We start from the raw sequence: 23612 nt of genomic DNA, 5'->3' as shown, positions 1-23612 counted from the left end.
CCCGCACCGCCTCGTCCGTCGCGCCGGACGGACGGGCGTGTCCAGTTCGTCACCGGACGGTAGCGGACATCGATCAGGACCACGGTCCCGGGTCCTGCGGCGGTCGGCTCAGTCCCGCCGGCGGCGGCGCAGACCCCGGCCGGGATGCCAGCTCTCGATCACCAGGTGGTCCGGCGGGTCGCCCACCCGGGTCAGCACCACCTCGGTCAGCTCGATCCGGAACCGGTGCGAGCCGTCCTCGCCCGGCGGCTCCTCGTGCGCCCGCCCGGCGATCTTCGCATCGCCGCCCCAGGCCCCCGGGTCCTCGGCCGGAGTGTCCTCCGTCGGGCAGTGCAACGCCACCCGAGGGTCGCGGCGCAGGTCGAGCGCCTTGACCGCGCCGGGCAGGCTGCCCAGGCGCAGGTGCCCGCCGTCGAAGTCGAACTCGGTGCCGCTGATCCGGGGGGAGCCGTCCCGGCGCAGCGTCGCCATCGTGCCGTGTTTGCGTACCGCGAAGCGCGCCCGGACGCGCTCGGCGAAGCCGGGCTCGTCCCGGACGAGATCTGACCACCATGCCATGACGCTCAGCCTGGCAGGCAATCCGGACAACCCGCGTCGGCTTTTCTCAGCGGATCTCGAAGCCGAGCGCCTGCGCGATCACCACGGTCTGCCCGGGGTCGACGATCGCCCCGGCCCGCTCCACCACCGTCGGGTCGAGCGCGGTCAGGTCGCTGCCGCGCAGGTCGGCCCCGGACAGCCGGCAGCTGTGCAGCTGCGCGGCGGAGAGGTCGACGCCGGTGACCGTGGCCCCGGTGAGGTTGGCCCCGGTCAGATCCACCTCCCGCATCCGGACGTCGGTGATGCGGACCCCGCGCAGGTCGGCGCCGGGCAGCGCGACGAACGACCAGTCGCCGCCGGCGACCGTCAGCGGCCGCAGGTCGCACTGGGCGAAGGTGCTGCCCACGAGCTTGCAGCCGGTGAACTCCGCCTCGAAGAAGTTGCACCGCTGGAAGGTGCAGCGGGTGAAGGCCGAGTCGGTGTGCCGGGAGGCGTTGAACTTCACGTTGCCGAAGGTGCAGCCGTCGAAGACCGCGCCCCGGCTCACCGCCTCGGTCAGGTCGATGTGGAAGAACTCGCAGCGGACGAAGCGCCGGTCCACCAGTTCCTCGCCGTACCAGTCCTCGTTGCGGAAGGTCTCGTCCTCGGTCAGCTCGGGCATCGGACCAGGCTACCGAGGGGGTGGGACAACGGCCGGCGGCCCTTCCACCGAGGCGTACCGGCTAGTAGGTTCGGCGGCGTGAGTGTGGCACGCAGCATCGACCCGGACCAGATCGGCTTCGACGCGGCGCGGTTGGCGCGCATCGACGAGCACTTCGGCAGGTACGTCGACGACGGTCGCCTCGCCGGCTGGCAGGTGCTGGTCACCCGCCGCGGCGAGATCGCCCACTCGTCGACGTACGGGCTGCGCGACGCGGAGGCGGGCAGGCCCGTCGAGGCGGACACGCTCTGGCGCATCTACTCGATGACCAAGCCCGTCACCTCCGTCGCCGCGATGATCCTGTGGGAGGAGGGCCGCTTCCAGCTGACCGACGAGATCAGCCGGTGGCTGCCCGAGTTCGCCGACATGCGGGTCTACTCCAAGGGCTCGGCCCTCAAGCCGTACACGGTGCCGGCGGTCGAACCGATCCGGGTCTGGCACCTGCTCACCCACACCGCCGGCCTGACGTACGGCTTCATGCAGACCTCGGTGGTCGACACCATCTACCGGGCCGCCGGCTACGACCTGTACCCGCCGGCGGACGTCGACCTGGCCACGGCCTGCCAGGCCTTCGGCGAGCTGCCGCTGCTGTTCCAGCCCGGCACCGCCTGGGGCTACTCGGTCGCCACCGACGTGCTCGGCCGGCTGGTCGAGGTGGTCTCCGGGCAGAGCCTGGACGCCTTCTTCGCCGACCGGATCTTCCGCCCGCTGGGCATGACCGACACGCACTGGTGGGCCGGGGGCGACGCCGCCGACCGGCTCGCCGCCCTCTACGCGCCCGACCCGCGCACCGGCCGCGCGTTCCGCTACGACAAGCTGGGCGCCCTGGCGTACGAGAAGCCGCTGCTGCTCTCCGGCGGCGGCGGCCTGATCTCCAGCGCCGCCGACTACCACCGGTTCACCCAGATGCTGCTGCGCGGCGGCGAGCTGGACGGGGCACGCCTGCTGGGGCCGCGCACGGTGCGCTTCATGACCCGCAACCACCTGCCCGGCGGGCGGGACCTGGAGGCCCTCTCCGCCGGTGGCTTCGCCGAGACCACCCTCGACGGGATCGGCTTCGGGCTCGGCTTCGCCGTGGTCGACGACCCCGTGCCGAGCCGGGTGCCGAGCAGCCCCGGCGAGTACTACTGGGGCGGCGTGGCGAGCACGGCGTTCTGGGTCGACCCGGCCGAGGAGGTCACGGCCCTGTTCCTCACCCAGCTCATGCCGTCGAGCACCTACCCGATCCGGCCGCAGCTGCGCCAGCTCGTCTACTCCGCCCTGGTCGACTGAGCCGGCTCCCGGCCCGGCCGGCGAGTCGGGCCGGCGGCGCGGTGCCGGTCCGCCCCCGGTCGCCGGGTCACCGCCGCCGGCACTCCTCCATCCCGTCGGGGTACGTCCAGCACTCCGTCTGCACCCCGGCCGTGCCGGTGACCCGGAAGGGACGCCCCGCGTCGTCGACCGTGACGGTGCCGGTGCGCCCCCGCGACGCCCAGTCCACCTCGACCGTCCAGTCGCAGTCACAGTCGACCGTGTGGCCGATGACGAGGAAGGTCTCGGCATCGGTCAGGGACACCCGGTACGGGAAGCGGATCTCTTTGCGCTCGTGCTCGGGGAGGCTCTGCCCGCCCTCGTCGAACAGGCCGGCGGTGAGCACCGGAGGGTCCTCGTCCAGGTTCGCCTCCACCCAGCGGTAGGCGGCCGGGCCGCCCCCGCCCGGAGCGGTGAACACGCCCCGCAGGGCGGGGCGCCGCGTCACCACCCGCACCCGCAGGTCGGTGAGGGTCACCTGCGCCTCGTCGACCCCCTGGACGGTGAAGTAGACGTACTGCCGGGAGGCGGGCGTCCCGGCGGCCTCCCGGGCCCACCGCGACCAGTCGTCCGCCCAGGCCGGCCGGGCGGGGACGTCCGCCAGCGGCGGCGCGACCACCCAGCCGTCCGACGCCTCGTGGCCGACGCGGACCGCGACCGTGAACGGCAGCGCGTCGGGGTCGGGCGGAGGCGGCGGGGGCGTGCCGGGGAGGAGGCCCCAGGCGACGAGCCAGGCGGTCAGCACCGCCGTGACAACGGCCGCGAGGACCCCGGCGAACCAACGGCCGGCGGGCGGGCCGGCGGGTGAGAGCCGGCGCAGCAGCACCCGCAGCCGATCCGACCGGCGCGGCCTCGGCTCCGGCGCCGGTTCCGTCGACGGATCGGGGGGCCCGGGCGTCCCGGCGGACGCGTCACGTTCCTCCGTCATCGCGCCCACCCCCCGCCTTCAGCGGTCACGGTCCGATACCAGTGCACCCCGAAGCGTGCGACGACGCAAGGGGCGGCCGGGCCGGCCGGGATCCCCGGTCCGCCAGCGCGCGGCGGCGCCGGTCAATAGCCTGGAGACGGGCTACGTCCGCCGGGCCGGACGGGCCGGGCGGGAGGCGGTATGAGCAACATCGTCGTGTTCGGCGCGGGTGGCACCGCGGGGTCGCGGATCACCGCCGAGGCGGTCGGCCGGGGGCACCGGGTCACCGCGGCGGTACGCCGGCCGGAGGCCACCTCGTACCTGCCGCCGGCGGTCACGGTGGTCACCGGGGACGCCACCAGCGAGCGGAGCGTACGGGAGTTGGCGCCCGACACGGACGCCATGGTGGTGGCGATCGGCGGCGGCGGACACGACCTGTGGCTCGACGCGGCGCGGAACCTGGTCGGCGTGCTGCGCGGCATGCCGGCCGCGCCCCGGATCATCCACGTGGGCGGCGGGTCGACGCTGCTCACTCCGAAGGGCACCCGCTACCTCGACGAGCCGGACTTCCCCGAGGAGTACCGCGACGCGGCCATGGGGCAGGCCGACGCGCTCGACTTCTACCGCTCCTCGGCCGACGGGGTGAGCTGGACGTACGTCTCCCCGCCGCCGCTGGAGTTCCACCCGGGCGAGCGCACCGGGCACTACCGCACCGGCGGCGACCAGCCGGTGACCGACCACGAGGGCCGCTCGGTGCTCAGCTACGAGGACCTGGCGGTGGCGATCGTGGACGAGATCGAGCAGCCGCGCCACGAGAACGCCCGCTTCACCGCCGCGTACTGAGGGCGGCCCGGGCGGCGGCGGTGGGCCACCACTCGCGGTGGCCCACGGCGGCGCGGGACGGCGGGCGGGTCGTCAGTCGGCGAGGCGGGCGGGGAAGCCGCCGGTGGCGATCGGGCCCCACGCCTCGATGGTGACCCGGATCAGCGACTTGCCCTGCCGGAGCATCGCCGCCCGGTACTCGTCCCAGTCCGGGTGCTCGCCGGAGATGCAGCGGAAATAGTCCACCAGCGGCTCCAGCGCCTCCGGCAGGTCCAGCACCTCGGCGGTGCCGTCGACCTGCACCCACGGGCCGTTCCAGTCGTCGGAGAGCACGCAGGCCGACACCCGTGGGTCGCGGCGGACGTTGGCGACCTTGGCCCGCTCGGGATAGGTGGAGATCACCAACCGCCCGTCGCCGTCCACCCCGGCGGAGACCGGGGACGACTGCGGCCGACCGTCGGCGCGGGTGGTGATCAGCACCACCCGGTGCCGTGGCCGGAGGAACTCGGTCAGCTCGGCCCGGTCGACCCGGGTGTTCGTCGCGATGCTGCGTGCCATCGTTCGTTCCTACCAGGATGCCCGTCGCCCGGCGACCGCACCGGGCGGAACGGGCGCCGCGCGTCGGCCCGGCGGCCTCAGCGGGGGCGCGGGGCGGCGCGGCCGGCGGCGGGCTGGGCCGGCACCCGGGGGCGGACCGAGGGCCGCCAGGCGCGGCCGTTGGCGTAGATCACCCGGAATCCGAGGTACGAGGCGAGGGGCGCCCAGTGCGCGGAGCCCATTCGCAGTTCGGCGGCGTTGTGCCGCTGCCCGTTGGCCAGCACGTCGAGCAGGACGGTTTCGAAGGCGGCCGACTCGACCCAGTCCACCTCCCGGGTGTATCCGCAGATCAGAGCCGCTCCGGTGGCGTCGAGGAAGTCCCGCAGCACCGCGTCGGAGGCCCGCAGCACCGAACAGCTGCCGAAATAGAGCCGTCGGCCCTCGCACCGGCCCGCCATCAGCTCGGCGACGTCGGCGAGCGCCACCGATTCCCAGTCGGTGAGGCAGAGCCGGCTCGGCTCGCCGTGCATGGCGAAGAAGCCGACGCGGTGGTCGGCGTACTGCTTGAGCAGCCAGCGGTCGAGGAAGTAGAACAGCTCGTCGCGGGTGGCCGCGTCCTTGTGGATGAAACGGATCTTTCCGAGCCGTTCGAGCAGTTCCAGGGTGGGCAGGACGGAGCCGCGCTCGTTGAGGTCGCGGTGCCACTGGCCCTCGATGCAGAAGACGCCACCACGTGCCATGTCGCCCCCTCCCCCGGTCCCGCCGGCGCTGACGTTACCGGGTCGGACCAGCGGGAGAACATCACCCTGCGTGTGCCGTACTGCGCCTTCGCGTGCCGTTCGCGCTCTGCTGTGGCCCGTTGCCGATCAATGGGCGTTTCGCAATTCGCGTAATGCCCAGGCAACACCCAGGAACGGCGAATCGTGAGGACAATTCTTGTTAATTGCCGCGAACCGCCCGTCGACCTGCCACTGTGGAAATGCGGGACGGCCAGGCCGATGTCCCGGATGCCACCCCATTCCCACTCCTATCGGGAGGACTTCTGTGCGCGTTAACACCCTGAAACGGGCGGCTGTCGCATTCGCCCTGGCGTTGCCGGCAGCCGCTGTCGCCACGGTGGTCGCCGCGCCAGCGGCCCATGCCGACGGCTGCTACACGTGGCAGCGCAACCTCTACCAGGGGCGCTCCGGCGACGACGTCCGCCAGTTGCAGATCCGGGTGGCCGGGTGGGCCGGCAACCGGGACATCGTGGAGAACGACGGCCGCTACGGACCGAAGACCGCCGCCGCCGTCAAGCGCTTCCAGGCCGCGTACGGGCTGCGGGCCGACGGCGTCGCCGGACCGCAGACGTACGGCAAGCTCTACGCCCTCCAGGACGACGACTGCACGCCGCGGCACTTCAGCTACAGCGAGATGGACGACGGCTGCGGTCGCGGCGGCTGGACCGGCGGCCCGCTCTCCGCCGCGCAGACCCGGCAGAACGCGCTGCGCACGATGTGGAAGCTGGAGGCGATGCGGCGCAGCCTCGGCGACAAGCCGCTGCTCGTCAGCAGCGGCTTCCGCAGCCGCGCCTGCAACAACCAGGTCGGCGGGGCGTCCGACAGCCAGCACCTCTACGGCAACGCCGCCGACGTGGTGTCGCGCACCAGCTCGCTGTGCCAGATCGCCCGCGACGCCCGCAACCGGGGCTTCAGCGGGATCTACGGTCCCGGTTACCCGGACCACGACGACCACGTGCACGTGGACTCGCGGCGGGAGAACAACAGCGACAACACCTCGAACACCACCAGTTGGTCCGCGCCGGACTGCGGGATCGGCGCCGGCAACGACTGAGCCGGCCGGACGACGACGCCGGCCCGGTGCGCGGGTGGGAACCCCGCGCACCGGGCCGGCGTGGTCTCCCGCGGTCCCGCCGGCGGGCGTACCTCCGCCCGGCGGGCCGGCGGTCGCGCCGGCGTTACCCCCGTTCAGCTCGCCCGGGGCCAGCGTGGCGCGGTGGCGGGGGGAGCCACCGGCCGGCCGGGGCCGGCGGGACGGGCGCCGGGCGCGACCGCGCGCGGGCCGCCCGGCTGCCCGGCGGTGGTGCGTGGTGCGCGGGTGCTCGGCGCGGGGCCGGTCACCGTGAACGGGAACGGCACGTGCACGAAGGGATTGCCGTGCCGCACCAGGGCGTCGATCTGCCGCTCGTTGAGCCCGTGCCGCTCCAGCACCCGCCGACCCCAGCGGTGCAGCCGGCACGGGTACGTCGCGCCGTCGTTGCGGCACAGCGGGCCGGCCGGCCACTCCTCGGCGGCGTGCACCACCACCGCCCGGACCGCGAGCCGGACGTCCTCGGGGGTCAGCGGCGCCGGTACCGGCACCTCGCCCAGGATCTGGTCGATGGGATCCGTCGACTGCTCACCAACCCGCACGGCAGGCCTCCCGCGGCTCCGGCAGCGGTGCGGCTGGCCCGCCGCACCGCATCCTCGGCGACTGGTACGGCCCCCGGCCCCGGAAGGTTCAATCCCGCCTCAGACGAGCCCGGCGTCGTGCACCAGCAGGGCGACCTGGACCCGGTTGTTCAGGCCGAGCTTCACCAGCAGCCGCGACACGTACGCCTTGACGGTCGCGACGCTCATGAACAGCTCGGCGGCGATCTCCGCGTTCGTCCGGCCCTGCCCGAGCGCGACCGCGACCTCGTGCTCCCGCTCGCTGAGCCCGGCGAGCTGCCGCAGCGCCCGCTCCCGGCGCGGGTCGGGGCCGCCCGCCGCGCCCGGCGCGGTGACGTGGTCGATCAGCCGGCGGGTCACCGCCGGGGAGAGCGTCGCCTCGCCCGCCGCCACCCGACGCACCGCCCGCACGATCTCGGCCGGCGGGGTGTCCTTGAGCAGGAAGCCGCCGGCCCCGGCCCGCAGCGCCCGGAGCACCTGCTCGTCGGCGTCGAAGGTGGTCAGCACCAGCACCTCCGGCGGGTCGGGCGACGCGCGCAGCGCCTCGGTGGCCGCGAGACCGTCGAGCCGGGGCATCCGGATGTCCATCAGCACCACGTCCGGCGCGCAGGCGGCCACGGCGGCGGGCACCTCGCTGCCGTCGGCGGCCTCCCCGACCACGAGCAGGTCCGGCACCCCGCCGAGGATCATCGACAGGCCGGCCCGGACCAGCGCGTCGTCGTCGACGATCAGCACCCGCACCGGCCGGTCGGGCTCGGGCCCGTCCGCCGTCGGGCCGGTCACGCCGGCCACGGCAGCCAGGCGGCCAGCCGGAAGTCGCCCGCGTCGTCCCGCCCGTACTCCAGCCGGCCGCCGGCCAGGCTGACCCGCTCCGCGATGCCGACCAGCCCGGTCCCGGCGCCGGGGATCTCCGGGCCGGCGATGCCGCCGACCGGCCACCGGTTGCGGATCTCCACGGTCAGCCCGTCGCCGGGGGCGCCGGCCACGTCGACGGTGACCGCCGCGCCGGCCGCGTGCTTGCGGGCGTTGGTGAGCCCCTCCTGCACGATCCGGTAGACGCTGCGCCCCACCGCCGCGGGCACCCGTTCCGCCGAGGTGACCACCTCGCGGACGCCGATCCGCGCCCCGGCCGACCGGGACTCCTCGACGAGCGCGGGCAGGTCGCCCAGGGTGGGCTGCGGGCGCTCGGGATCCGCCTCGACGGTGGTCTCCGCGCGGAGCACCCCGATCACCTCGCGCAGGTCCTGCAACGCGGCGTGGGCGCTGCCCCGGATCACCCCGGCCGCCCGCGCCACCTCCTCCGGCGGCGCGTCCGGCCGGAACTCCAGCGCGCCGGCGTGCAGGCTGAGCAGCGAGATCCGGTGTGCCAGCACGTCGTGCATCTCGCGGGCGATCCGGGTGCGCTCCAGGTGCCGGACCTGCGCCACCCGCAACTGCTGCTCCGCCTCCGCCCGCTCGGCGCGCTCGCGCAGCGACACGACGAGCTGCCGCCGGGCCCGGACGAACATGCCCCACGCCAGCACGGAGAGGCTGAGCACCACCCCCCAGGCGGTCGTGATCCAGTACGGCATCTGCGGATCCGGGCGCAGGTAGCTGAAGGCGAAGTTGGTGACCAGACCGGCGGCGGTCACCGCCAGCGCGACGCCCGTGCGGCGGTGCACCACCACGGTGAAGTAGATGATCAGCAGCGGGATCGCCGCCGCCATCGAGAACAGGGTCAGCGGTACGGTTGCGACGGCGAGCCCCACCGGCCACCGGCGCCGCACCCAGAGCAGCGCGCAGCAGACGAGCCCGAGCAGGGCGTCGGCCGGGACCATCCAGCGCTGCGGCAGCGGGGTGGCGAACTGCGGGTCGAACGAGGCCGCGTCGGCCGTGGCCAGCAGCACCCAGCCGAGGGAGAGCAGGAAGCAGAGGCCGTCCACCACCCAGTCGCGGGTGGTGCGACGCGGCCCCCGCCCCACCCGCGCCGCCGGGTCGACGCTCAGCGCCCCCGGCAGCAGCCAGGGGTGCTCCGGTACGGCGGCACTGGTCACGCGACCCATGCTAGGCAGCCGCCCGGCGGGCCGACCAGCTACCAAAGTCGAGACCCTGGCGTCGACCAAGGTAGCCGCCGGACGAGACCGTCGGCCGCAGCGGGTGACCGGGTGGCTCCGGCAGCGTGACCGGCATGATCAGCGTGGAACACCTCACCAAACGGTACGGGCGGCACACCGCCGTCGACGACGTGTCGTTCCGCTGCGAGCCGGGCACCGTCACCGGCTTCCTGGGGCCGAACGGCGCCGGCAAGTCCACCACCATGCGGATGATCTGTGGACTCACGCCACCCAGCGGCGGCGGCGCGACGGTCGGCGGCCGGCCGTACCGGGAACTGCCCAACCCCGGGCGGGAGGTGGGCGTGCTGCTGGACGCCTCCGCCCAGCACGCCGGGCGCACCGGGCGGGAGGCGCTCACCGTGGCCGCGGCGACCATGGGCGTGGACCGCCGGCAGGTCGCCACCAAGCTCGACCTGGTCGGGCTGAACGAGGTCGCGGCGAAGCGCCGCCTCCGGGCGTACTCGCTGGGGATGCGGCAGCGGCTCGGCCTGGCGCACGCCCTGCTGGGCGACCCCCGGGTGCTGATCCTTGACGAGCCGGCCAACGGCCTGGACCCGGAGGGGATCTTCTGGATGCGCGGCCTGCTGCGCGACTTCGCCGACCGGGGCGGCACGGTGCTGCTCTCCTCCCACCTGCTGCGCGAGGTGGAGGCGGTCGCGGACCGGCTGGTGGTCATCGGGGGCGGCCGGATCGTGGCCCAGGGGGACAAGACCGAGTTGCTGGCCGGCGGCGGGACGCTGGTGCGGGCCCGGGACGCCGTGGCACTGCGCGGCGCGTTGGAGCGGGCCGGGCTGGCCGTCACCGAGGGCACCGAGGGGCTGCTGGTCCACGCCGACGCCGAGGCGGTCGGGCAGGCCGCCGCCGACGCCGGCGTCGCCCTCACCGAACTGCGGTCGGCCGGCAGCGGCGGCCTGGAACAGCTCTTCCTCACCCTGACCGCCGGCGCGTCGACCCAGGAGGCCGTCCGATGACCACCGCCACCACCGCCAGCCCGCCCGCCGCCGCCGCGCCTGCGCGCCATTCCGACGTACGCCGGCCGTCGCTGCTCCGGCTCACCGGCGTGGAGCTGCGCAAGCTCGTCGACACCCGGGCCGGGCTCTGGCTGCTGATCACCATCGGGCTGCTCGCCGCCGCCCTCGTGGTGGTCCAGCTGATCTGGACGGACGACGCCGCGCAGACCTTCGCCAACTTCTTCCTCTCCTCGCTGCTGCCGATCGGGCTGCTGCTGCCCGTGCTGGGCATCCTGTCGATCACCGGGGAGTGGTCGCAGCGCACGGCGCTCACCACGTTCGCCCTGGTGCCCCGGCGGGGCCGGGTGATCGTCGCGAAGCTGGCGGCGATGGTGCTGGCGGCCCTGGCGTCGGTGCTGGTGAGCCTCGGCGTGGCCGCCGCCGGCACGCTGGTCGCCGGGGCCACCGGCGGCGCCGGCACCTGGCGCATGGAATGGGCCCTGGTGCTGCACGCCGTGGTGCTCCAGGTGGCCAACGTGCTGATGGGGGCCGGCTTCGGCCTGCTGCTGCTCAACACCCCGGTGGCGATCGTCGGCTTCCTGCTGCTGCCGACCCTCTGGTCGATCCTCGGCGAGATGATCCGGCCGCTGCGCGGCCCGGCGGGCTGGCTCGACACGGGCCGGACCATGGAGCCGCTGCTCACGCCGGACGTGACCGCCGGGCAGTGGGGACGCTTCGCCGTGTCGCTGCTGGTCTGGCTGGCCGTGCCGCTGGTCGCGGGGCTGGTCCGCACGCTGCGGCGCGAGGTGTCCTGACGGTGGACGGCTACGGCGCCCCCACCGTCGTCGACGGCGGCGTGGCGGAACTGGCGGTCCTCTGGGGCGGCATCCCGACGCTCGGCGCGGGCGCCGGGTGGCTGCTCGTCGCGGGCGCGGAGTGGGTCGCCGGGCTGTCCTGGGCCCCCGCTCAGGATGTGTTCGAGCTGGTGGCCCGGCTGCCGGACCCGCAGGCCGGCATCGGCGGGGTGGCTCTCGGCACGCTGGGCGGCCTGCTGGTCGCCGCCGTCGGCACCGCCGAGCGGCTCGCCGTCACCGTCGACACCGAACGGGTCCGACTGCGCCGCGACCGCACGGACCGGCAGGTCGACCGGCGACCGGTGCGCGCCGTCTTCGTCGACGGCAAGAACCTGGTGCTGCTCGGCGCGGACGACGAGGAACTGGTCCGGGAGCGGTCGGACCTGGCCGTCGACCGGCTGCGCGACGCCTTCCGCGCGCACGGCTGGCCGTGGACCGACGGCGACCCGCACCGGGACGCGTACCGGCGGTGGGTGCCCGGCCTGCCCGGGCTGCCGACCGGCGCGGACGCGCTGCTGCGGGCCCGGCAGCGGGCCCTCGACGCCGACCGGGGCGGCGAGGCCCGGGAGCTGCGCGGCGAGCTGGGCCGCACCGGGGTGGTGGTCCGCGACGACGGCCGGCGGCAGTACTGGCGGCTGACCCGGGCCGCCCCGCTCCCCCGGCCGCAGGACGCGACTTCGGCTGAGCCGGAGGTCGAGGGCCGGTAGCGTTGCTCCCGACGGGGCCCGGGGCACGGGGAGCGCGCGATGACCGAGCAGCAGCCGTACCGGGTGGTGGCCCGGCACCCCGGCTTCGAGCTGCGCCGCTACCCGGCCCACCTGGTCGCCGAGGTGCGGGCGGAGGGCGCGTTCGAGCAGGCCGCCCGGGACGCCTTCACGCCGCTCGGCGCGTACCTGCGCGGCGCCAACCGCACCCGGCGGGCGACCGCCCGGGAGACGGGCCCGGAGCCGGTCGCCCTGACGGTCCCGTTCGTGCAGGAGGAGGGGGACCGACCGGGCCACTGGCTGGTATGGCTCGTGATGCCGGCGGGCCTCACCCCCGACACGCTGCCCGAGCCGACGGACCCCCGGGTGCGCACCCGGATGGTCCCCGAACAGCTCGCCGCCGCGACGCGCTTCGCGGGCCGCTGGACGGCCCGGGCGTTCGACCGGCGGGCGACCGCGCTGGGCCGCGCGGTCACCGCGGCCGGGCTGCGCCCCACCGGCGCGGTCCGGTACGCGCGCTTCGATCCGCCGTGGAAGCCGTGGTTCCTGCGCCACAACGAGGTCGTGCTGCCGATCGCCGAGTGAGCCCGCTGCCGCATCCCGGCCCCGGTGTCCTCGTTGGAGATTTACCGGCGTCGTTCGCGGGTACCCGCACGGGCATCGCAGCCGGCGGGTCGGGCACGTCGGGCGGGTCGGGAAGGGGGACGACGATGACCTCCACGGGACGGACGGCGGGCGGCGGCACGGGCATCTTCCGCCGCAAGCCGGTCGAGGAGATCGCCGACGAGACCGGGGACGGGCTCGCGCGTTCCCTCGGGCTCTGGCAGCTCACCGCCATCGGGGTGGGCGGCATCATCGGCGCGGGCATCTTCGCCCTGGCCGGTGCCGTGGCGAGCGAGACCGCCGGCCCGGCCGTGCTGGTCTCGTTCCTGATCGCGGGGCTCGCCAGTGCGGCGGCAGCACTGTCGTACGCCGAGTTCGCCGGCATGATCCCGAAGGCCGGCTCGGCCTACACCTACGGGTACGCGGTGCTCGGCGAGGCGGTGGGCTGGTTCATCGGCTGGGACCTGCTGCTGGAGTACACCGCGATCGTGGCCGTGGTGGCGATCGGCATCTCCGGCTACTTCTCGTTCCTGGTGGGCGAGCTGGGGGTGGACCTGCCGGCCTGGATGCTTGGCGCCCCGGGCACCGGCGAGGGACGGGTGGTCGACCTGTTCGCGGTGGTCCTCTGCCTGTTCATCGCGTTCCTGCTGAACCTCGGGATCAAGTCCGCCGCCCGCTTCGAGACGATCGTCGTCGGGTTGAAGATCGCCGTGGTGCTGCTGGTCGTCGTGGTCGGCTTCTTCCACATCCGCACCGAGAACTACTCGCCGTTCTTCCCCTTCGGGCTGGGCGGGGCGTTCACCGGCGCGGCCACGGTCTTCTTCGCCGTGTTCGGCTACGACGCGATGAGCACCGCCGCCGAGGAGTCGAAGGACGCCCGCCGGCACATGCCCAAGGCGATCATCTACTCGCTGGCGATCTCGATGGTCCTCTACGTGCTGGCCACCCTGGTGCTGACCGGCATGCAGAACTACCGGGACATCGACCCGGAGAGCGGCTTCTCCTCCGCGTTCGCCTCCGTGGGGCTCTCCGGCCTGGCCAGCGTGATCGCGGTCGGCGCGATCATCGGCATCCTGACCGTGATGTTCACCTTCATGCTCGGCGTCACGCGGGTGTGGTTCTCGATGAGCCGGGACGGGCTGCTGCCGGGGTGGTTCGCCAAGCTGCACCCGGTCCGCCGGGTGCCGAGCCGGGTCACCTGGATCGTCGGCGTGGGCTCGGCCCTGATCGCCGGCTTCCTGCCGATCCGGGAGGCCGCCGAGCTGACCAACATCGGCATCCTGCTGGCCTTCGTGGTGGTCTGCGTCGCGGTGATCGTGCTGCGCTACCGCCGCCCCGACGCGCCGCGCACCTTCCGGCTGCCGGGCATGCCCGTGGTGCCGGCGCTGGGCGCGGCCTTCTCCCTCTGGCTGATCACCTACCTGGCCCCGGAGACGTGGCTGCGCTTCGCCGTCTGGTTCCTCATCGGCGCGGTCATCTACGCCCTCTACGGCTACCGACGCTCGGCGCTGGCCCGCCGGGACTGAGGTCGGCCCGCACGCCCGGCACCGGGCCGCCGGAGCATCGGGCCACAAGGCCGTCCGGCGTCAGGCGTCGGGTGGGCACCGGCGCGCCCGACCCGGGACCGGAGGCGGTCACCCGCGTCCGGAGGTGCCCGCCCGCCGGGGCTGCGGGCCGGTCACCGACGCCAGCAGCTCGTCGAGGGCGTCGACCTCGGCCCAGCCGTTCACCGCGATCCGGCCGGCGGCGTCGACGGTCACCTCGACCCGGTCCGGGCTGCGCGACACTTCGTCGAGCAGGCCCGGGAAGCGGTCGCCGAGCAGCACGAACTCCTGGTTGGTGGAACCCACCCAGGGCCGCCGGGTGTCGATCCGGTCGGCCAGGAACGGCCCGGCGACGAGGAGGTCGGTCGCCGCCAGCAGCGCCGAGACGTCGTCCCGGCCGGCGTCGACCGCCCGGTGCAGCTGCGCCCCGGTGTAGCCGGTGAAGGTCATCACCGAACGCCCGGCGGCGCGTACCCCGGCGGCGACGGCGGCCAGCGGGGCGGCCTGGTCGAAGGGCTCGCCGCCCAGCAGCGTCAGCCCCTCGGTGCCGGCGTCCAGCACCCGGCGCACCAGGTCGGCGGGGGCGACGCGTTCCCCGCCCCGGAAGGTCCACAGGTGCGGGTTGAAGCAACCGGGGCAGCGGATGGCGCAGCCCTGCACCCAGACGGCCGTCCGCTCGCCCGGCCCCTCCGCGCGGGTGGCGGCCAGGAACCGGGCCACCGACACCGCCTCCGCCCCGACCGCCGGGCGGGGCCCGGGACCGTCGTCAGACATCGAGGACCCGGCCGGGTGGCGGCTGCCCGGGCACCGGCCCGACGGGCGGGAGGCAGGCCACGGCGTCGCGCAGGCGCGCGTACTCGTGGGGGGCCAGGTCGGCGGCGGCGGCGAACTCGGCCAGGCTGCCGAAGGAGCCGCGCCGTTCCCGCTCGGCCAGCACCTTGCGGGCGCGCGGCGGATCGAAGCCGGGCAGCGACGCGAGGGCCTCCGGCCCAGCCGTGTTGACGTCGAGCGGCCCCGGGGCCGGCGCTGCGGCGGCCGGCCGGTCCGGCTGCGACACGGGCGTCGCGACCGGCCCGGTCCCGAAGGGGTCGACGGGCTGGTACGGCACCATCGTCGGGTCGGCCGCCGGCGGCGCATACCCCGCCGGCGCGGGCGGATACCCCACCGGCGACCCCGGCGGATAGGCCGGCGACCCGGGCGGATATCCCGGCGACGCGGCCGGGTAGGACGGCGACCCGGGCGGGTACCCCGGCGGGGGTGCGGGCGGGTACGCCGGGGACGGGTACCCCGTCGGCGGACCGGGCGGATACGCCAGGGACATGCCCGGGTAGGGAGCGGGGATCGGGCCGGCGGGAGCCGTCCCGGGCAGCGGAGCCAGCGGGTACGCGCCGCCGGGCCACGCCCCCGCCGCCGCGGACCTAGCCCGGCGGTCGGTGAGCCAGCGCAGCCACGCCGGGTTGATCAGCGCGGCGTGCAGGATGCTGCCGACCCACACGGCCAGGAGGGCGCCGACCGCCCAGTCACTGAGGGCGCTCTTACTGTCCGACTCGCCGACGAGGATGAACGCCGCCCAGCCCACCACGGCGTAGACGATGCCGGGGATCCACCAGGCCGCGCGCCGGGCCCGCAGGCCCACGTAGATGAACCCGAAGCCACCGAGGCAGCTGCACCCGAGGACGGGCAGCAGCAGCCACCAGCTCTGCAACACCTGCCACATCGCGCTCGGCCGGGGCACGGCCGGGGGCGGCCAGCCGGGGCTAGGCGCGTTCGACATCACGTTGCTCCTGCCGCGCGACCACGGCCGCGCGATCGTGGTCGGCGGTGTACGCGCTGCGTACCGTGCGGGCCGCCAGCAGGTCCTCCAGCACGGCGATGTAGTCGAGGCAGTCGTCGCCGAGCACGTCCCGGGTCTCGGCGCTCACGACGCCCTCGCTGGTCACGGTGACCACGATCCGCGGCTGCCCGCCCATCACGACCTGCCCTCGACGGCGAACACCAGGCGGACGCTCGCGTCCTCGGTGACCTGTTCGGACTCCAGCCGCAGCCCGGCGGCGGGGGCCTGCTCGCGCAGCCGCTCCAGCACCGCCCGCTGGACCTGCCGCCCGTACGCGGCGTCGATGGCCCGGACCGCCTCGACGGCCCGCTGCTCGTCGACCTCGCCCGTGAAGTGCGCCGACCAGATGCCGTCCTCGCCGCGTCGGAAGCCGGCCCGCACCTCGGCCCAGTCCGCGATGATCGCGTCCGGCTCGGTGGTGACCACCGCGCCGGTGTCGCCCAACGCGGCGACGAGCAGCGTCTCGTCCCGCATCCGGGTCTGCACCTCGCAGACGACGCGGCCCTCCCCGTCCCGCCCGGCGGTGGCGCCATGGGTCGCGGCGACGGCGGCGACGGCCAGCGGCAGGAGTATCAGTGAGACGCTCATCGGGGCCCTTCCCTCGGTGTCGACCCACAGACTAGAACTCGACCGCTCGCCCGCCCTGCCCCCGTTGCTGCCCCGGACCGCCGGGGCGGGAGCCGCCCGGGCCGGCGGGGCGACCGCCGAGGTCCCAGTCCTCGGCGGCGGTGGCGGCGACGGCGCGGGCGTCGGCCCAGGAGCGTACGGCGTCGATGCGTTCCGCCTGGGTGACGCTGAGCGGCACCATGCTGACCAGGGCCCGGACCAGGTCGTCGCGGCGCAGCGGACGCCGTTCGGCGAAGGCGTCGAAGAGCCCGCCGACGACGGCCTGCTCGATCTCGGCCCCCGAGTAGCCCTCGCTGAGCCCGGCGAGTTCGCCGAGCAGGGCGTCGTCGGGCGTCAGGGCGCCGGCGACGGCCGGGTTGCGCAGCCGCCGGGCGAGGTGGACCCGCCAGATCGACGCCCGTTCCGCGCGGGTCGGCAGGTCGACGAAGAAGATCTCGTCGAAGCGTCCCTTGCGGAGCAGTTCCGGGGGCAGCCGCTCGAAGTCGTTGGCGGTCGCGATGACGAAGACGGGCTGGGCCTTCTCCTGCATCCAGGTCAGGAAGGAGCCGAAGACCCGGGCGGAGGTGCCGGAGTCGCCGGCCCCGCCGACGAAGCCCTTCTCGATCTCGTCGACCCACAGCACGCAGGGCGCGGTCGCCTCGGCGGTCCGGATGGCGGTACGCATGTTCTGCTCGCTCGACCCGACGAGCCCGGCGAAGACCCGGCCGACGTCCAGCCGCAGCAGCGGCAGGCCCCAGGCCGAGGCGATCGCCTTCGCGGTCAGCGACTTGCCGCAGCCGGGCACCCCGGTGATCAGGACGCCCCGGGGCGCGGGCAGCCCGTACGCCGCCGCCTCGGCCAGCCAGGAACCGTCCCGCTTGGCCAGCCACCGCTTCAGGTTCTCCAGCCCGCCGACGTCGGCGAGGTCGACCGGGGCGTCGACGAACTCCAGCAGCCCCGACTTGCGTACGGTCTGCCGCTTCTCCTCGTGCACGACGGCGAGATCGCTGCCGTCGAGCACGCCGTCGTTGACCATGGCGCGGGCGAACGCGTTCTCCGCCTCGTGCAGGGTGAGCCCGAGGGCCGCCTTGGCGAGCCGTTCCCGGCCGAGGTCGTCCAGTGCGATCCGGATCCGGCCGCTGGCGGAGTTGGCGGCGATCATGCCGTCGAGCACCCGCCGGATCTCCGTCTCGGTGGGCAGCGGGAAGTCGACGATGGTCACGTCCTTCTCCAGCTCCACCGGGATGTGCAGCACCGGCGAGACCAGGACGAGGGTGCGCGGCACCGGGCCGGCCTTGAACGCCGCCACCACGTCCCGCAGCCGGCGGACCACGCCGGGGGTGCCCGGCCGGTCGCTGCTGCCGTGCGCCGGGTGCAGGTCCTTGAAGATCAGCACACTGGGGTGGTCGAGGCGCAGCGCGGCGGCCAGCGCGTCGTCCGGGTCGGTGGTGCCCTTGCGGGCGACGCCGTCGGGCTGCACGAGCCCCGTCGTCAGCGACCAGGTCCACACCGCCCGGGGCGTGCGGACGAGGGTGGCGTCCTGGGCGACGGCGCAGACCTCGGCGACCACCCGCTGTTCCTCGGACGACTCGACGTAGAGGACCGGGAAGCGCGCCTTGAGCATCTGCGACAGCGCGTCACGAAATGGCACCACCACCCTCACTCCCCCTCCCACCCACCCGACCCACGAGCAGCGGAACTCTAACAGCCCCACCCACCCCCGACCCCGGCGTCGATCATGAGGTTGGCGGCGCGGATTCCGGCATTTCCCCCCGCCAACCTCATGATCACCGGGGCGGGGTCGGGTGGGAGGCGGTGGCCTGGCCCTCGGGGTCGGGCACCGCCGCGCGGACGTCGGCGGCCAGCGCGGTGTCGCCGGTGCTCTGCCCGGTCAGCCGGGGTGCGCGCGGCATGATCCCGACGGCCACGACCGCGGCGACGAGACCGACGACCAGGGTGAGGACGGTTGGCTTGCGCATGGTGCTCCCTCCGTCGGGGTGGGTCAGCGGCGGGCGGCGGTGAGGATGGCCAGCAGCGGCACGACCCGTTCGGCCGGGACGGCGTAGTGACCCCGGCCGGCGCTGCGCAGCCAGCCGGCGGCGGTGAGCTGGCGCAGGTGGTGGTGCAGCTGGCCGGTGGTGCCCAGGCCCTCGATCTCGGCCAGCTCGCCGGTGCCGTGCCGGCCGCCGAGGATCTCGCGCAGCAGGCGCAGCCGCACCGGATGCGCCAGGGCGGTCAGCACGCCGGCCAGCTCCGTCCAGTCGCCCGCGAGCACGTCGTCGACCGTGCGGCCGTACTGCCAGTCGTAGTGCTGGTCGTCGAGGCGGACGGTGCCGGTGTAGAGCACCGCGCCCCCGCCGTCGGGCGGGATCCGCTGCTTCAGCCCGTCGAGCGCCCAGAAGACGTCACCGGTCGTCGTGGGCGCCTCGGCCGGGGGCGGTTCCGCCCCGAGGCGCTCCGTCAGCGCGGCGACCTGCGCCTCCAGCGCGCCGAGCCGTTCCTCGATCTGCGTCATTATCCGATAATACGAACTTACGTAGTTACGTGCAAAGGCGGACCGCCGGAGCGGGTGCCGCGCCGGTCCGCCGGCCCGCTACCGTTCCCGGTCTGGGGAGGTGCCGGTGTACGTCGTATCGGTGATCAACTACAAGGGCGGGGTCGGCAAGACCACCGTGACCGCCAACCTCGGTGCCGAGCTGGCCAACCGCGGGATGAAGGTGCTGCTCATCGACCTCGATCCGCAGGCCAGCCTCACCTTCGGCTTCTACGACCCCGACGACTGGCGGGACCGGCTGCGCGACGGCCGGACGGTCAAGCGCTGGTACGACGGCCTGCGCGGGGACACCCCCGCGACGACGCTGGGCGAGCTGGTCGTCTCCCCCGGCCCGGCGAACGCGCGACTCAGTGGCGCGGGTCGGCTCGACCTGATCGCGTCCCACCTCCAGCTCGTCGACATCGACCTGGCGCTGGCCCGGGCCGTGGCCGACGGCGACGAGTACGACGCCGAGCTGTTCCGGGTGCGCGGCTCCCTGGCCGAGGGGCTGCACGACGACGCGCTCGGCGGCTACGACATGGTGCTCATCGACTGCCCGCCGAACTTCAACGTGGTCACCCAGTCGGCCATCATCGCCAGCGACCACCTGCTCATTCCGGCGAAGGCCGACTACCTGTCCACGTTGGGCATCGACTACCTGCACGGCAACGTCCGGGAACTGGTCGACCAGTACAACGCCGACGCCCGCCGGTTCGCCACCACCCGCCGGCACCACAAGGTCGCCCCCGACGTCGCCGGCGTGGTGTTCACGATGATCCAGCTCATGGCGCAGCGGCCGATCGCCGCCCACCAGGGCTACATGGACCAGGTGCGGGCGCTCGGCCTGCCGGTCTTCCCCACGCCCCTGCGGGAGAACGTCACCGCGTTCGCCACGAACACCCCGCGCGGCGTGCCCGTGGTGCTCCGCGACCGCATCGCCACCCCGGCGGTCCGCGACGAGCTGCGCCAGCTCGCCACCGAGTTCCTCGACCACCTCCAGCCCGAGCGGGTCGGGGCGTGACCGACCCGAACCGCGACGTCGCCGACCTGGTGGCCGCGCTGCTCCGGGGGCTGCCCGCCGCCGATCTCGCCGCCCTGGCGGAGGGGCGGGCCCGGCTCGCGGTGGTGCCGGTCGACCCGGCCCCACCCGGCCCACCGGCCGACGGGGCCACCTCCGCCGCGCGCCCGGCCACCGCCCCCGCCGACCGGCTCGCCCCCGCCGGGCGCCCGGCCGCCGCACCCGCCGACCTGGTCCTCCCGGCCACCGCACCCGCGCGCTCGTCAGCCCGGCGGGCGGCGCCCGCGCCGGACCCGGTGGCGGCCCGGGCCGCGCTGGCGACCATGTCCCGCCGCGACGACGGTACGGCGTACCTCTCCGGCTGGACCGCCCGCGACCTGCGGGTGCTCGCCGCGAGCCTGGAGCTGCGCGGCGTCGCCGGGCTGCGGAAGGCGGACCTGGTCGCCCGCATCGTCGACCGCACCATCGGCTTCCGCCTGGCCTCCGCCGCCATCCGCCGGCTCTGATGCCGGAGCAGAGCGGACGCCCGTCCCGGCGAGGAAGCTCGCCCCGGTGCCGACGGGCGCCGGCGTCCTCGGCATCCGCGGGGTCCCGGCCCGGCTCCGCCGCGACGCCCGGGCACCGGAGACGGCGACGCCCGGGCACCGGAGACGGCGACGCCCGGGCACCGGAGACGGCGATGGCCGGGCCTGCCCGGCCCGGCCATCCCAGTGGGTCAGCCGGTCGTGCAGGCCAGCCCGTCTAGGGTGAAGCCGACCGGACGGCTGTTGCTCGTGGACCAGCTGCCGAGGAAGCCGAACTCGACCGTCCCGCCGGCGGGCAGGGCGGAGTTCCAGGACGTGGGGGTGACCGCCACGTCCGGGCCGTCCTGCCGAACCGTGCCGTTCCAGAGCTGGCTGATCAACTGCCCGTCCGGGAACCGCCAGCGCACCGTCCAGCCGTCGCGCGCCCGCACCCCGGTGTTGGTGATCTTGAGGCTCGCCTGGAAGCCGCCCGGCCACTGGTTAGTGACGGTGTACGCCGCCCGGCAGGAGTCCGTCCCCGTGGTCGGCGTGACCGTCGGGGAAGCCGTCGGGCTGGCCGTCGGGCTGGCCGTCGGGGAGGCCGTCGGGGAGACGGTCGGCGTCGGGGTCGGGTCGATCCGGGTCGGGTCGACGATCCCCCAGTACGCCGACTTCGCCTGGAGTTCCGTGTCGAACAGCAGCGGCGCGTCCTTGCGGGCCACCGGGAAGGTGTCCAACCAGGTGTCGTCGTCCGCCAGCCCCCACAGGGTCACCGAGGTCAACTCGTCGGCGTAGCGGCGGTAGAGGGCGAAGAGGTCCCGGTACCGGTACGCCTGGGTCAGCAGCCGGTCGGCCGGCGGGGTGGGGAAGGACTCGCCGTTGTCGACGTAGATGCTGACGTCCATCTCGGTGACCTGCTGCTCGACGCCGAGCGGGATGAACGCCCGGAGCATCGCCTCGGTCTCGGCGATCGACGGCCACTGGACGTTGACGTGCATCTGGTGCCCGACGCCGTCGATCGGCACCCCTTCGGCGCGCAGTCGACTCACCAGGTCACGCAGCTTGTCGCGCTTGGCCGGCACGTTGGTGTTGTAGTCGTTGATGTAGAGCTCGGCAGTCGGCGCGACCTCCCGAGCCACCCGGAACGCGGTCCGCAGGTAGTCCAGGCCGCTGATCTCGTACCAGCGGCTGCGCCGCAGCCCGTCGGACTGGTTCTCGTCGATCACCTCGTTGGCGACGTCCCACACCCCGATCGCGTCGCCGTAGCGGCCGACGACCGCGCGGATGTGCGCCTCCAGCCGGGACAGCAGCAGGGCCTTGTCGGCCGGTTCCGAGGTCAGCGGGGTGCCGTCGGTGTCGGTGAAGACCCAGGCCGGGGTCTGCTGGTGCCAGACGAGGGTGTGTCCGCGTACCGCCAGGCCGTTGTCGGTGGCGAAACCGACCTGCGTGTCGGCGTCGGCCCACCGGAAGGTGCCCTCGGTCGGCTGGGTGGCGTCCCACTTGAGCGCGTTGCCGGGGGTCACCGTGTCGAAGTGCCGACGCAGCAGCGTGGCCTGGTCGCCGATGATCTGCCGGTTGCCGATCGCCGCCCCGATCGGGAAGTCGGCAGCCAGCACCTCGCGCAGGGCCGGGATGTCGGTCTGCACGGGCTTGGTCGGCTGGTACGCCATGGTGAAGTCGTCGATGTGCAGGTCGGCGGTGCCGCTGGCGGTCTCCACGTACGCCGACAGCCCGTCCACGTCGTGCGCGAGCACGTATGTGCCGCTGAGCCGGACCCAGGCGTCGGCGGTGACCGCGGTGTCACCCACCACCTGGTCGTAGGCGGAGGTGCCGCCGGAGTCGCGTTGCACGCTGAGCCGGACCTGGCCGGGCGACTGGCCGGCGGCGAGCCGCACCCACACCGTCAGCGTGTAGCGCGTTCCCTTGACCATCTCGTCGAGCAGGTCGAGGGCGGGGCCCTGCCAGCTCGCGGTACGGCCGGAGGCGAGCAGGCTGTGGGTACCGCCATGGGCGACGGCGGTGCTGACCGCGACGGTCTCACCGGCCCGGGACCGGAAGCCCTGGGTGGTGCCGTCCTCGAAGGTGGCGTCGAGCACCAGGACGGGATCGGCGGCGCGGGCGGGCGGGGTGGTCAGCGGAACGGCGGCGGCCACGGCGACGGTGGCGAGGCAGGCCAGGGCCAACAGGCCCGGCAGGAGGCGGTGACGGCGCGTCCAGGGAGCGCGCATAGGGGTGTCCTTCCGGTACGGATGGATGCGCGCGGACCGCTGGGCGAGGTTCTCGCGGAGACGGTCGCACGCCGGTCGACCGGCATGAGCCCGCATGCCGGTGGTCGGTGGTCCCGCTCCGCTCGCGGCACCCGTGGCGGGCGCCGCTGTCGAGCACTGATGGTACGGATCACGGACGCCTCGCTCCAGCACGGCGTGGTGGCGGCGCGCACCGCCCCGGGCGTCGACGGCGGCGATCGACGTCGACACACGCCCTAGGCTGACCCGTACCGCGGGTCGAGGAGGTCGGGTGGACAGGTGGGTCGCGCTGCTGCGCGGGGTCAACGTCGGCGGCGCGAAGGTCGCCATGGCCGACCTGCGCCGGCTGGTCACCGGCCTCGGCCACGACGACGTGAGGACGTACCTGCAAAGCGGGAACGTGGTCTTCGGGAGCACGGTGCGCGACGCCGACGCGCTGGCGCGGGGCATCGAGCGGGCCATCGCCGACGAGCTGGGGCTGACGGTGCCGGTGCTGGTGCGCAGCGGCCGGGAACTCGCGGCGGTGGCCGGCGGCAACCCGTACGCCGACCGGGAGGACGACCCGACGCGGCTGCTGGTGGTCTTCCTCGCGACCGCGCCCGGCCGGTCCGCCGTGGACGCCCTGGCCGTGCCCGGCGGCGAGAACCTGGCGTTCACGGTCGCCGGTCGCGAGGTCTTCCTGCACTATCCCGACGGCGGCTACGGCCGGTCGAAGTTCACCAACAACCACCTGGAGAAGAAGCTCGGCGTGGTGGCGACCACCCGCAACTGGCGGTCGGTGCGGGCCCTCGCCGAGATGTCGACGAGCTGAGCCCCCGGCGCCGGGCCGGTGCGCCGACCGGTCGAGCGGACGACTCACGCCCCAGCCTGGCCGTGACCGGTCCGCTGACCGGTCGCGGCCG

At 74.6% G+C, this 23612-nt stretch carries 27 protein-coding genes; 11 read left to right on the top strand and 16 right to left on the bottom strand.

Annotated elements, in window-relative coordinates; all coding sequences use genetic code 11:
- Positions 1–108: 108 nt before the first annotated feature.
- Together ACLQ22_RS03180 and ACLQ22_RS03175 are read right to left on the bottom strand one after the other, a co-directional pair.
- Complete coding sequence (locus ACLQ22_RS03180; RefSeq protein WP_425690972.1) at positions 109–558, bottom strand: pyridoxamine 5'-phosphate oxidase family protein; 450 nt, start codon at positions 556–558, stop codon at positions 109–111.
- Positions 559–604: 46 nt separating this feature from the next.
- Positions 605–1198: a pentapeptide repeat-containing protein gene (locus ACLQ22_RS03175; RefSeq protein ID WP_425690971.1), complete on the bottom strand. Its 594-nt coding sequence runs from the start codon at positions 1196–1198 to the stop codon at positions 605–607.
- A 78-nt stretch (positions 1199–1276) separates the two neighbouring features.
- Here ACLQ22_RS03175 and ACLQ22_RS03170 point away from each other — a divergent pair, with 78 nt between their 5' ends.
- Positions 1277–2509, top strand: a complete 1233-nt coding sequence (locus ACLQ22_RS03170) for a serine hydrolase domain-containing protein (protein WP_425690970.1) — start codon at positions 1277–1279, stop codon at positions 2507–2509.
- Between the two features lie 67 nt (positions 2510–2576).
- Here ACLQ22_RS03170 and ACLQ22_RS03165 read toward each other — a convergent pair whose 3' ends face one another.
- Positions 2577–3455 (bottom strand): hypothetical protein, encoded by an 879-nt coding sequence (locus ACLQ22_RS03165; protein WP_425690969.1) that lies wholly within the window; start codon positions 3453–3455, stop codon positions 2577–2579.
- A 180-nt stretch (positions 3456–3635) separates the two neighbouring features.
- Here ACLQ22_RS03165 and ACLQ22_RS03160 point away from each other — a divergent pair, with 180 nt between their 5' ends.
- Entirely contained in the window at positions 3636–4277 is a 642-nt protein-coding gene (locus ACLQ22_RS03160; protein WP_425690968.1) for an NAD(P)-dependent oxidoreductase, read from the top strand.
- 72 nt (positions 4278–4349) lie between these two features.
- Here the strand turns inward: ACLQ22_RS03160 and ACLQ22_RS03155 are convergent, their stop codons facing one another.
- Positions 4350–4814: a PPOX class F420-dependent oxidoreductase gene (locus ACLQ22_RS03155; RefSeq protein WP_366640527.1), complete on the bottom strand. Its 465-nt coding sequence runs from the start codon at positions 4812–4814 to the stop codon at positions 4350–4352.
- A 77-nt stretch (positions 4815–4891) separates the two neighbouring features.
- Positions 4892–5533 (bottom strand): DUF6642 family protein, encoded by a 642-nt coding sequence (locus tag ACLQ22_RS03150; protein ID WP_366640529.1) that lies wholly within the window; start codon positions 5531–5533, stop codon positions 4892–4894.
- Positions 5534–5837: 304 nt separating this feature from the next.
- Here ACLQ22_RS03150 and ACLQ22_RS03145 point away from each other — a divergent pair, with 304 nt between their 5' ends.
- The gene (locus ACLQ22_RS03145) at positions 5838–6626 is read left to right on the top strand and encodes a D-Ala-D-Ala carboxypeptidase family metallohydrolase (RefSeq protein WP_425690967.1); all 789 of its coding nucleotides are present in this window, start codon (positions 5838–5840) and stop codon (positions 6624–6626) included.
- Between the two features lie 134 nt (positions 6627–6760).
- Here the strand turns inward: ACLQ22_RS03145 and ACLQ22_RS03140 are convergent, their stop codons facing one another.
- The 3 genes from ACLQ22_RS03140 to ACLQ22_RS03130 all read right to left on the bottom strand — a co-directional run bounded on the left by ACLQ22_RS03140 (position 6761) and on the right by ACLQ22_RS03130 (position 9255).
- Positions 6761–7204 (bottom strand): hypothetical protein, encoded by a 444-nt coding sequence (locus ACLQ22_RS03140; RefSeq protein ID WP_425690966.1) that lies wholly within the window; start codon positions 7202–7204, stop codon positions 6761–6763.
- Positions 7205–7303: 99 nt separating this feature from the next.
- Complete coding sequence (locus ACLQ22_RS03135) at positions 7304–8023, bottom strand: response regulator (protein WP_425691070.1); 720 nt, start codon at positions 8021–8023, stop codon at positions 7304–7306.
- Positions 8002–9255, bottom strand: a complete 1254-nt coding sequence (locus ACLQ22_RS03130; protein ID WP_425690965.1) for a sensor histidine kinase — start codon at positions 9253–9255, stop codon at positions 8002–8004. The genes ACLQ22_RS03135 and ACLQ22_RS03130 overlap by 22 nt, the downstream gene beginning before the upstream one ends.
- A gap of 134 nt (positions 9256–9389) precedes the next feature.
- Here ACLQ22_RS03130 and ACLQ22_RS03125 point away from each other — a divergent pair, with 134 nt between their 5' ends.
- From ACLQ22_RS03125 to ACLQ22_RS03105, 5 genes are all read left to right on the top strand, one after another.
- Positions 9390–10286, top strand: a complete 897-nt coding sequence (locus ACLQ22_RS03125; RefSeq protein ID WP_425690964.1) for an ABC transporter ATP-binding protein — start codon at positions 9390–9392, stop codon at positions 10284–10286.
- Positions 10283–11080: an ABC transporter permease gene (locus ACLQ22_RS03120; RefSeq protein ID WP_425690963.1), complete on the top strand. Its 798-nt coding sequence runs from the start codon at positions 10283–10285 to the stop codon at positions 11078–11080. Before ACLQ22_RS03125 ends, ACLQ22_RS03120 begins: the two co-directional genes overlap by 4 nt.
- A gap of 2 nt (positions 11081–11082) precedes the next feature.
- Positions 11083–11826, top strand: a complete 744-nt coding sequence (locus ACLQ22_RS03115) for a YqeB family protein (protein ID WP_425690962.1) — start codon at positions 11083–11085, stop codon at positions 11824–11826.
- Positions 11827–11865: 39 nt separating this feature from the next.
- Entirely contained in the window at positions 11866–12408 is a 543-nt protein-coding gene (locus tag ACLQ22_RS03110) for an SOUL family heme-binding protein (RefSeq protein ID WP_425690961.1), read from the top strand.
- 125 nt (positions 12409–12533) lie between these two features.
- Positions 12534–13952, top strand: coding sequence for an amino acid permease (locus ACLQ22_RS03105; RefSeq protein WP_121396375.1), 1419 nt, complete (start codon positions 12534–12536; stop codon positions 13950–13952).
- Between the two features lie 108 nt (positions 13953–14060).
- On the opposite strand, the gene ACLQ22_RS03100 is transcribed toward ACLQ22_RS03105, so the two are convergent.
- The 7 genes from ACLQ22_RS03100 to ACLQ22_RS03070 form a co-directional block, all read right to left on the bottom strand.
- Entirely contained in the window at positions 14061–14744 is a 684-nt protein-coding gene (locus tag ACLQ22_RS03100) for a 4Fe-4S single cluster domain-containing protein (protein ID WP_425690960.1), read from the bottom strand.
- Positions 14737–15744, bottom strand: coding sequence for a ComEA family DNA-binding protein (locus ACLQ22_RS03095; protein WP_425690959.1), 1008 nt, complete (start codon positions 15742–15744; stop codon positions 14737–14739). The genes ACLQ22_RS03100 and ACLQ22_RS03095 overlap by 8 nt, the downstream gene beginning before the upstream one ends.
- Entirely contained in the window at positions 15728–15940 is a 213-nt protein-coding gene (locus ACLQ22_RS03090) for a DUF2997 domain-containing protein (RefSeq protein WP_425690958.1), read from the bottom strand. Before ACLQ22_RS03090 ends, ACLQ22_RS03095 begins: the two co-directional genes overlap by 17 nt.
- A complete protein-coding gene (locus ACLQ22_RS03085) occupies positions 15940–16392 on the bottom strand; it encodes a hypothetical protein (protein WP_425690957.1) in 453 nt (150 codons plus the stop codon). Before ACLQ22_RS03085 ends, ACLQ22_RS03090 begins: the two co-directional genes overlap by 1 nt.
- Positions 16393–16423: 31 nt before the next feature.
- Positions 16424–18064, bottom strand: a complete 1641-nt coding sequence (locus tag ACLQ22_RS03080; protein ID WP_425690956.1) for an AAA family ATPase — start codon at positions 18062–18064, stop codon at positions 16424–16426.
- Positions 18065–18197: 133 nt separating this feature from the next.
- On the bottom strand, positions 18198–18389 hold the full coding sequence (locus ACLQ22_RS03075; protein ID WP_425690955.1) for a hypothetical protein: 192 nt from the start codon (positions 18387–18389) through the stop codon (positions 18198–18200).
- A 23-nt stretch (positions 18390–18412) separates the two neighbouring features.
- Positions 18413–18925, bottom strand: a complete 513-nt coding sequence (locus tag ACLQ22_RS03070) for an ArsR/SmtB family transcription factor (RefSeq protein WP_425690954.1) — start codon at positions 18923–18925, stop codon at positions 18413–18415.
- 106 nt (positions 18926–19031) lie between these two features.
- Here ACLQ22_RS03070 and ACLQ22_RS03065 point away from each other — a divergent pair, with 106 nt between their 5' ends.
- On the top strand, positions 19032–19964 hold the full coding sequence (locus ACLQ22_RS03065) for a ParA family protein (RefSeq protein WP_425690953.1): 933 nt from the start codon (positions 19032–19034) through the stop codon (positions 19962–19964).
- Positions 19961–20467 carry a Rho termination factor N-terminal domain-containing protein gene (locus ACLQ22_RS03060; protein WP_425690952.1) on the top strand — a complete coding sequence of 169 codons (507 nt, stop codon included), beginning with the start codon at positions 19961–19963 and terminating at the stop codon, positions 20465–20467. Before ACLQ22_RS03065 ends, ACLQ22_RS03060 begins: the two co-directional genes overlap by 4 nt.
- 209 nt (positions 20468–20676) lie before the next feature.
- On the opposite strand, the gene ACLQ22_RS03055 is transcribed toward ACLQ22_RS03060, so the two are convergent.
- Positions 20677–22692 carry an endo-1,4-beta-xylanase gene (locus ACLQ22_RS03055; protein WP_425690951.1) on the bottom strand — a complete coding sequence of 672 codons (2016 nt, stop codon included), beginning with the start codon at positions 22690–22692 and terminating at the stop codon, positions 20677–20679.
- 289 nt (positions 22693–22981) lie between these two features.
- Between ACLQ22_RS03055 and ACLQ22_RS03050 the strand changes: the two genes are divergently transcribed.
- Positions 22982–23521 (top strand): DUF1697 domain-containing protein, encoded by a 540-nt coding sequence (locus tag ACLQ22_RS03050; protein ID WP_425690950.1) that lies wholly within the window; start codon positions 22982–22984, stop codon positions 23519–23521.
- The last annotated feature ends 91 nt before the right edge of the window (positions 23522–23612 follow it).

Origin of the sequence: Micromonospora sp. DT178, from assembly GCF_049841695.1 — a bacterium.
Taxonomy (GTDB): domain Bacteria; phylum Actinomycetota; class Actinomycetes; order Mycobacteriales; family Micromonosporaceae; genus Micromonospora.
This window is presented reverse-complemented; position numbering and strand designations above follow the sequence as displayed.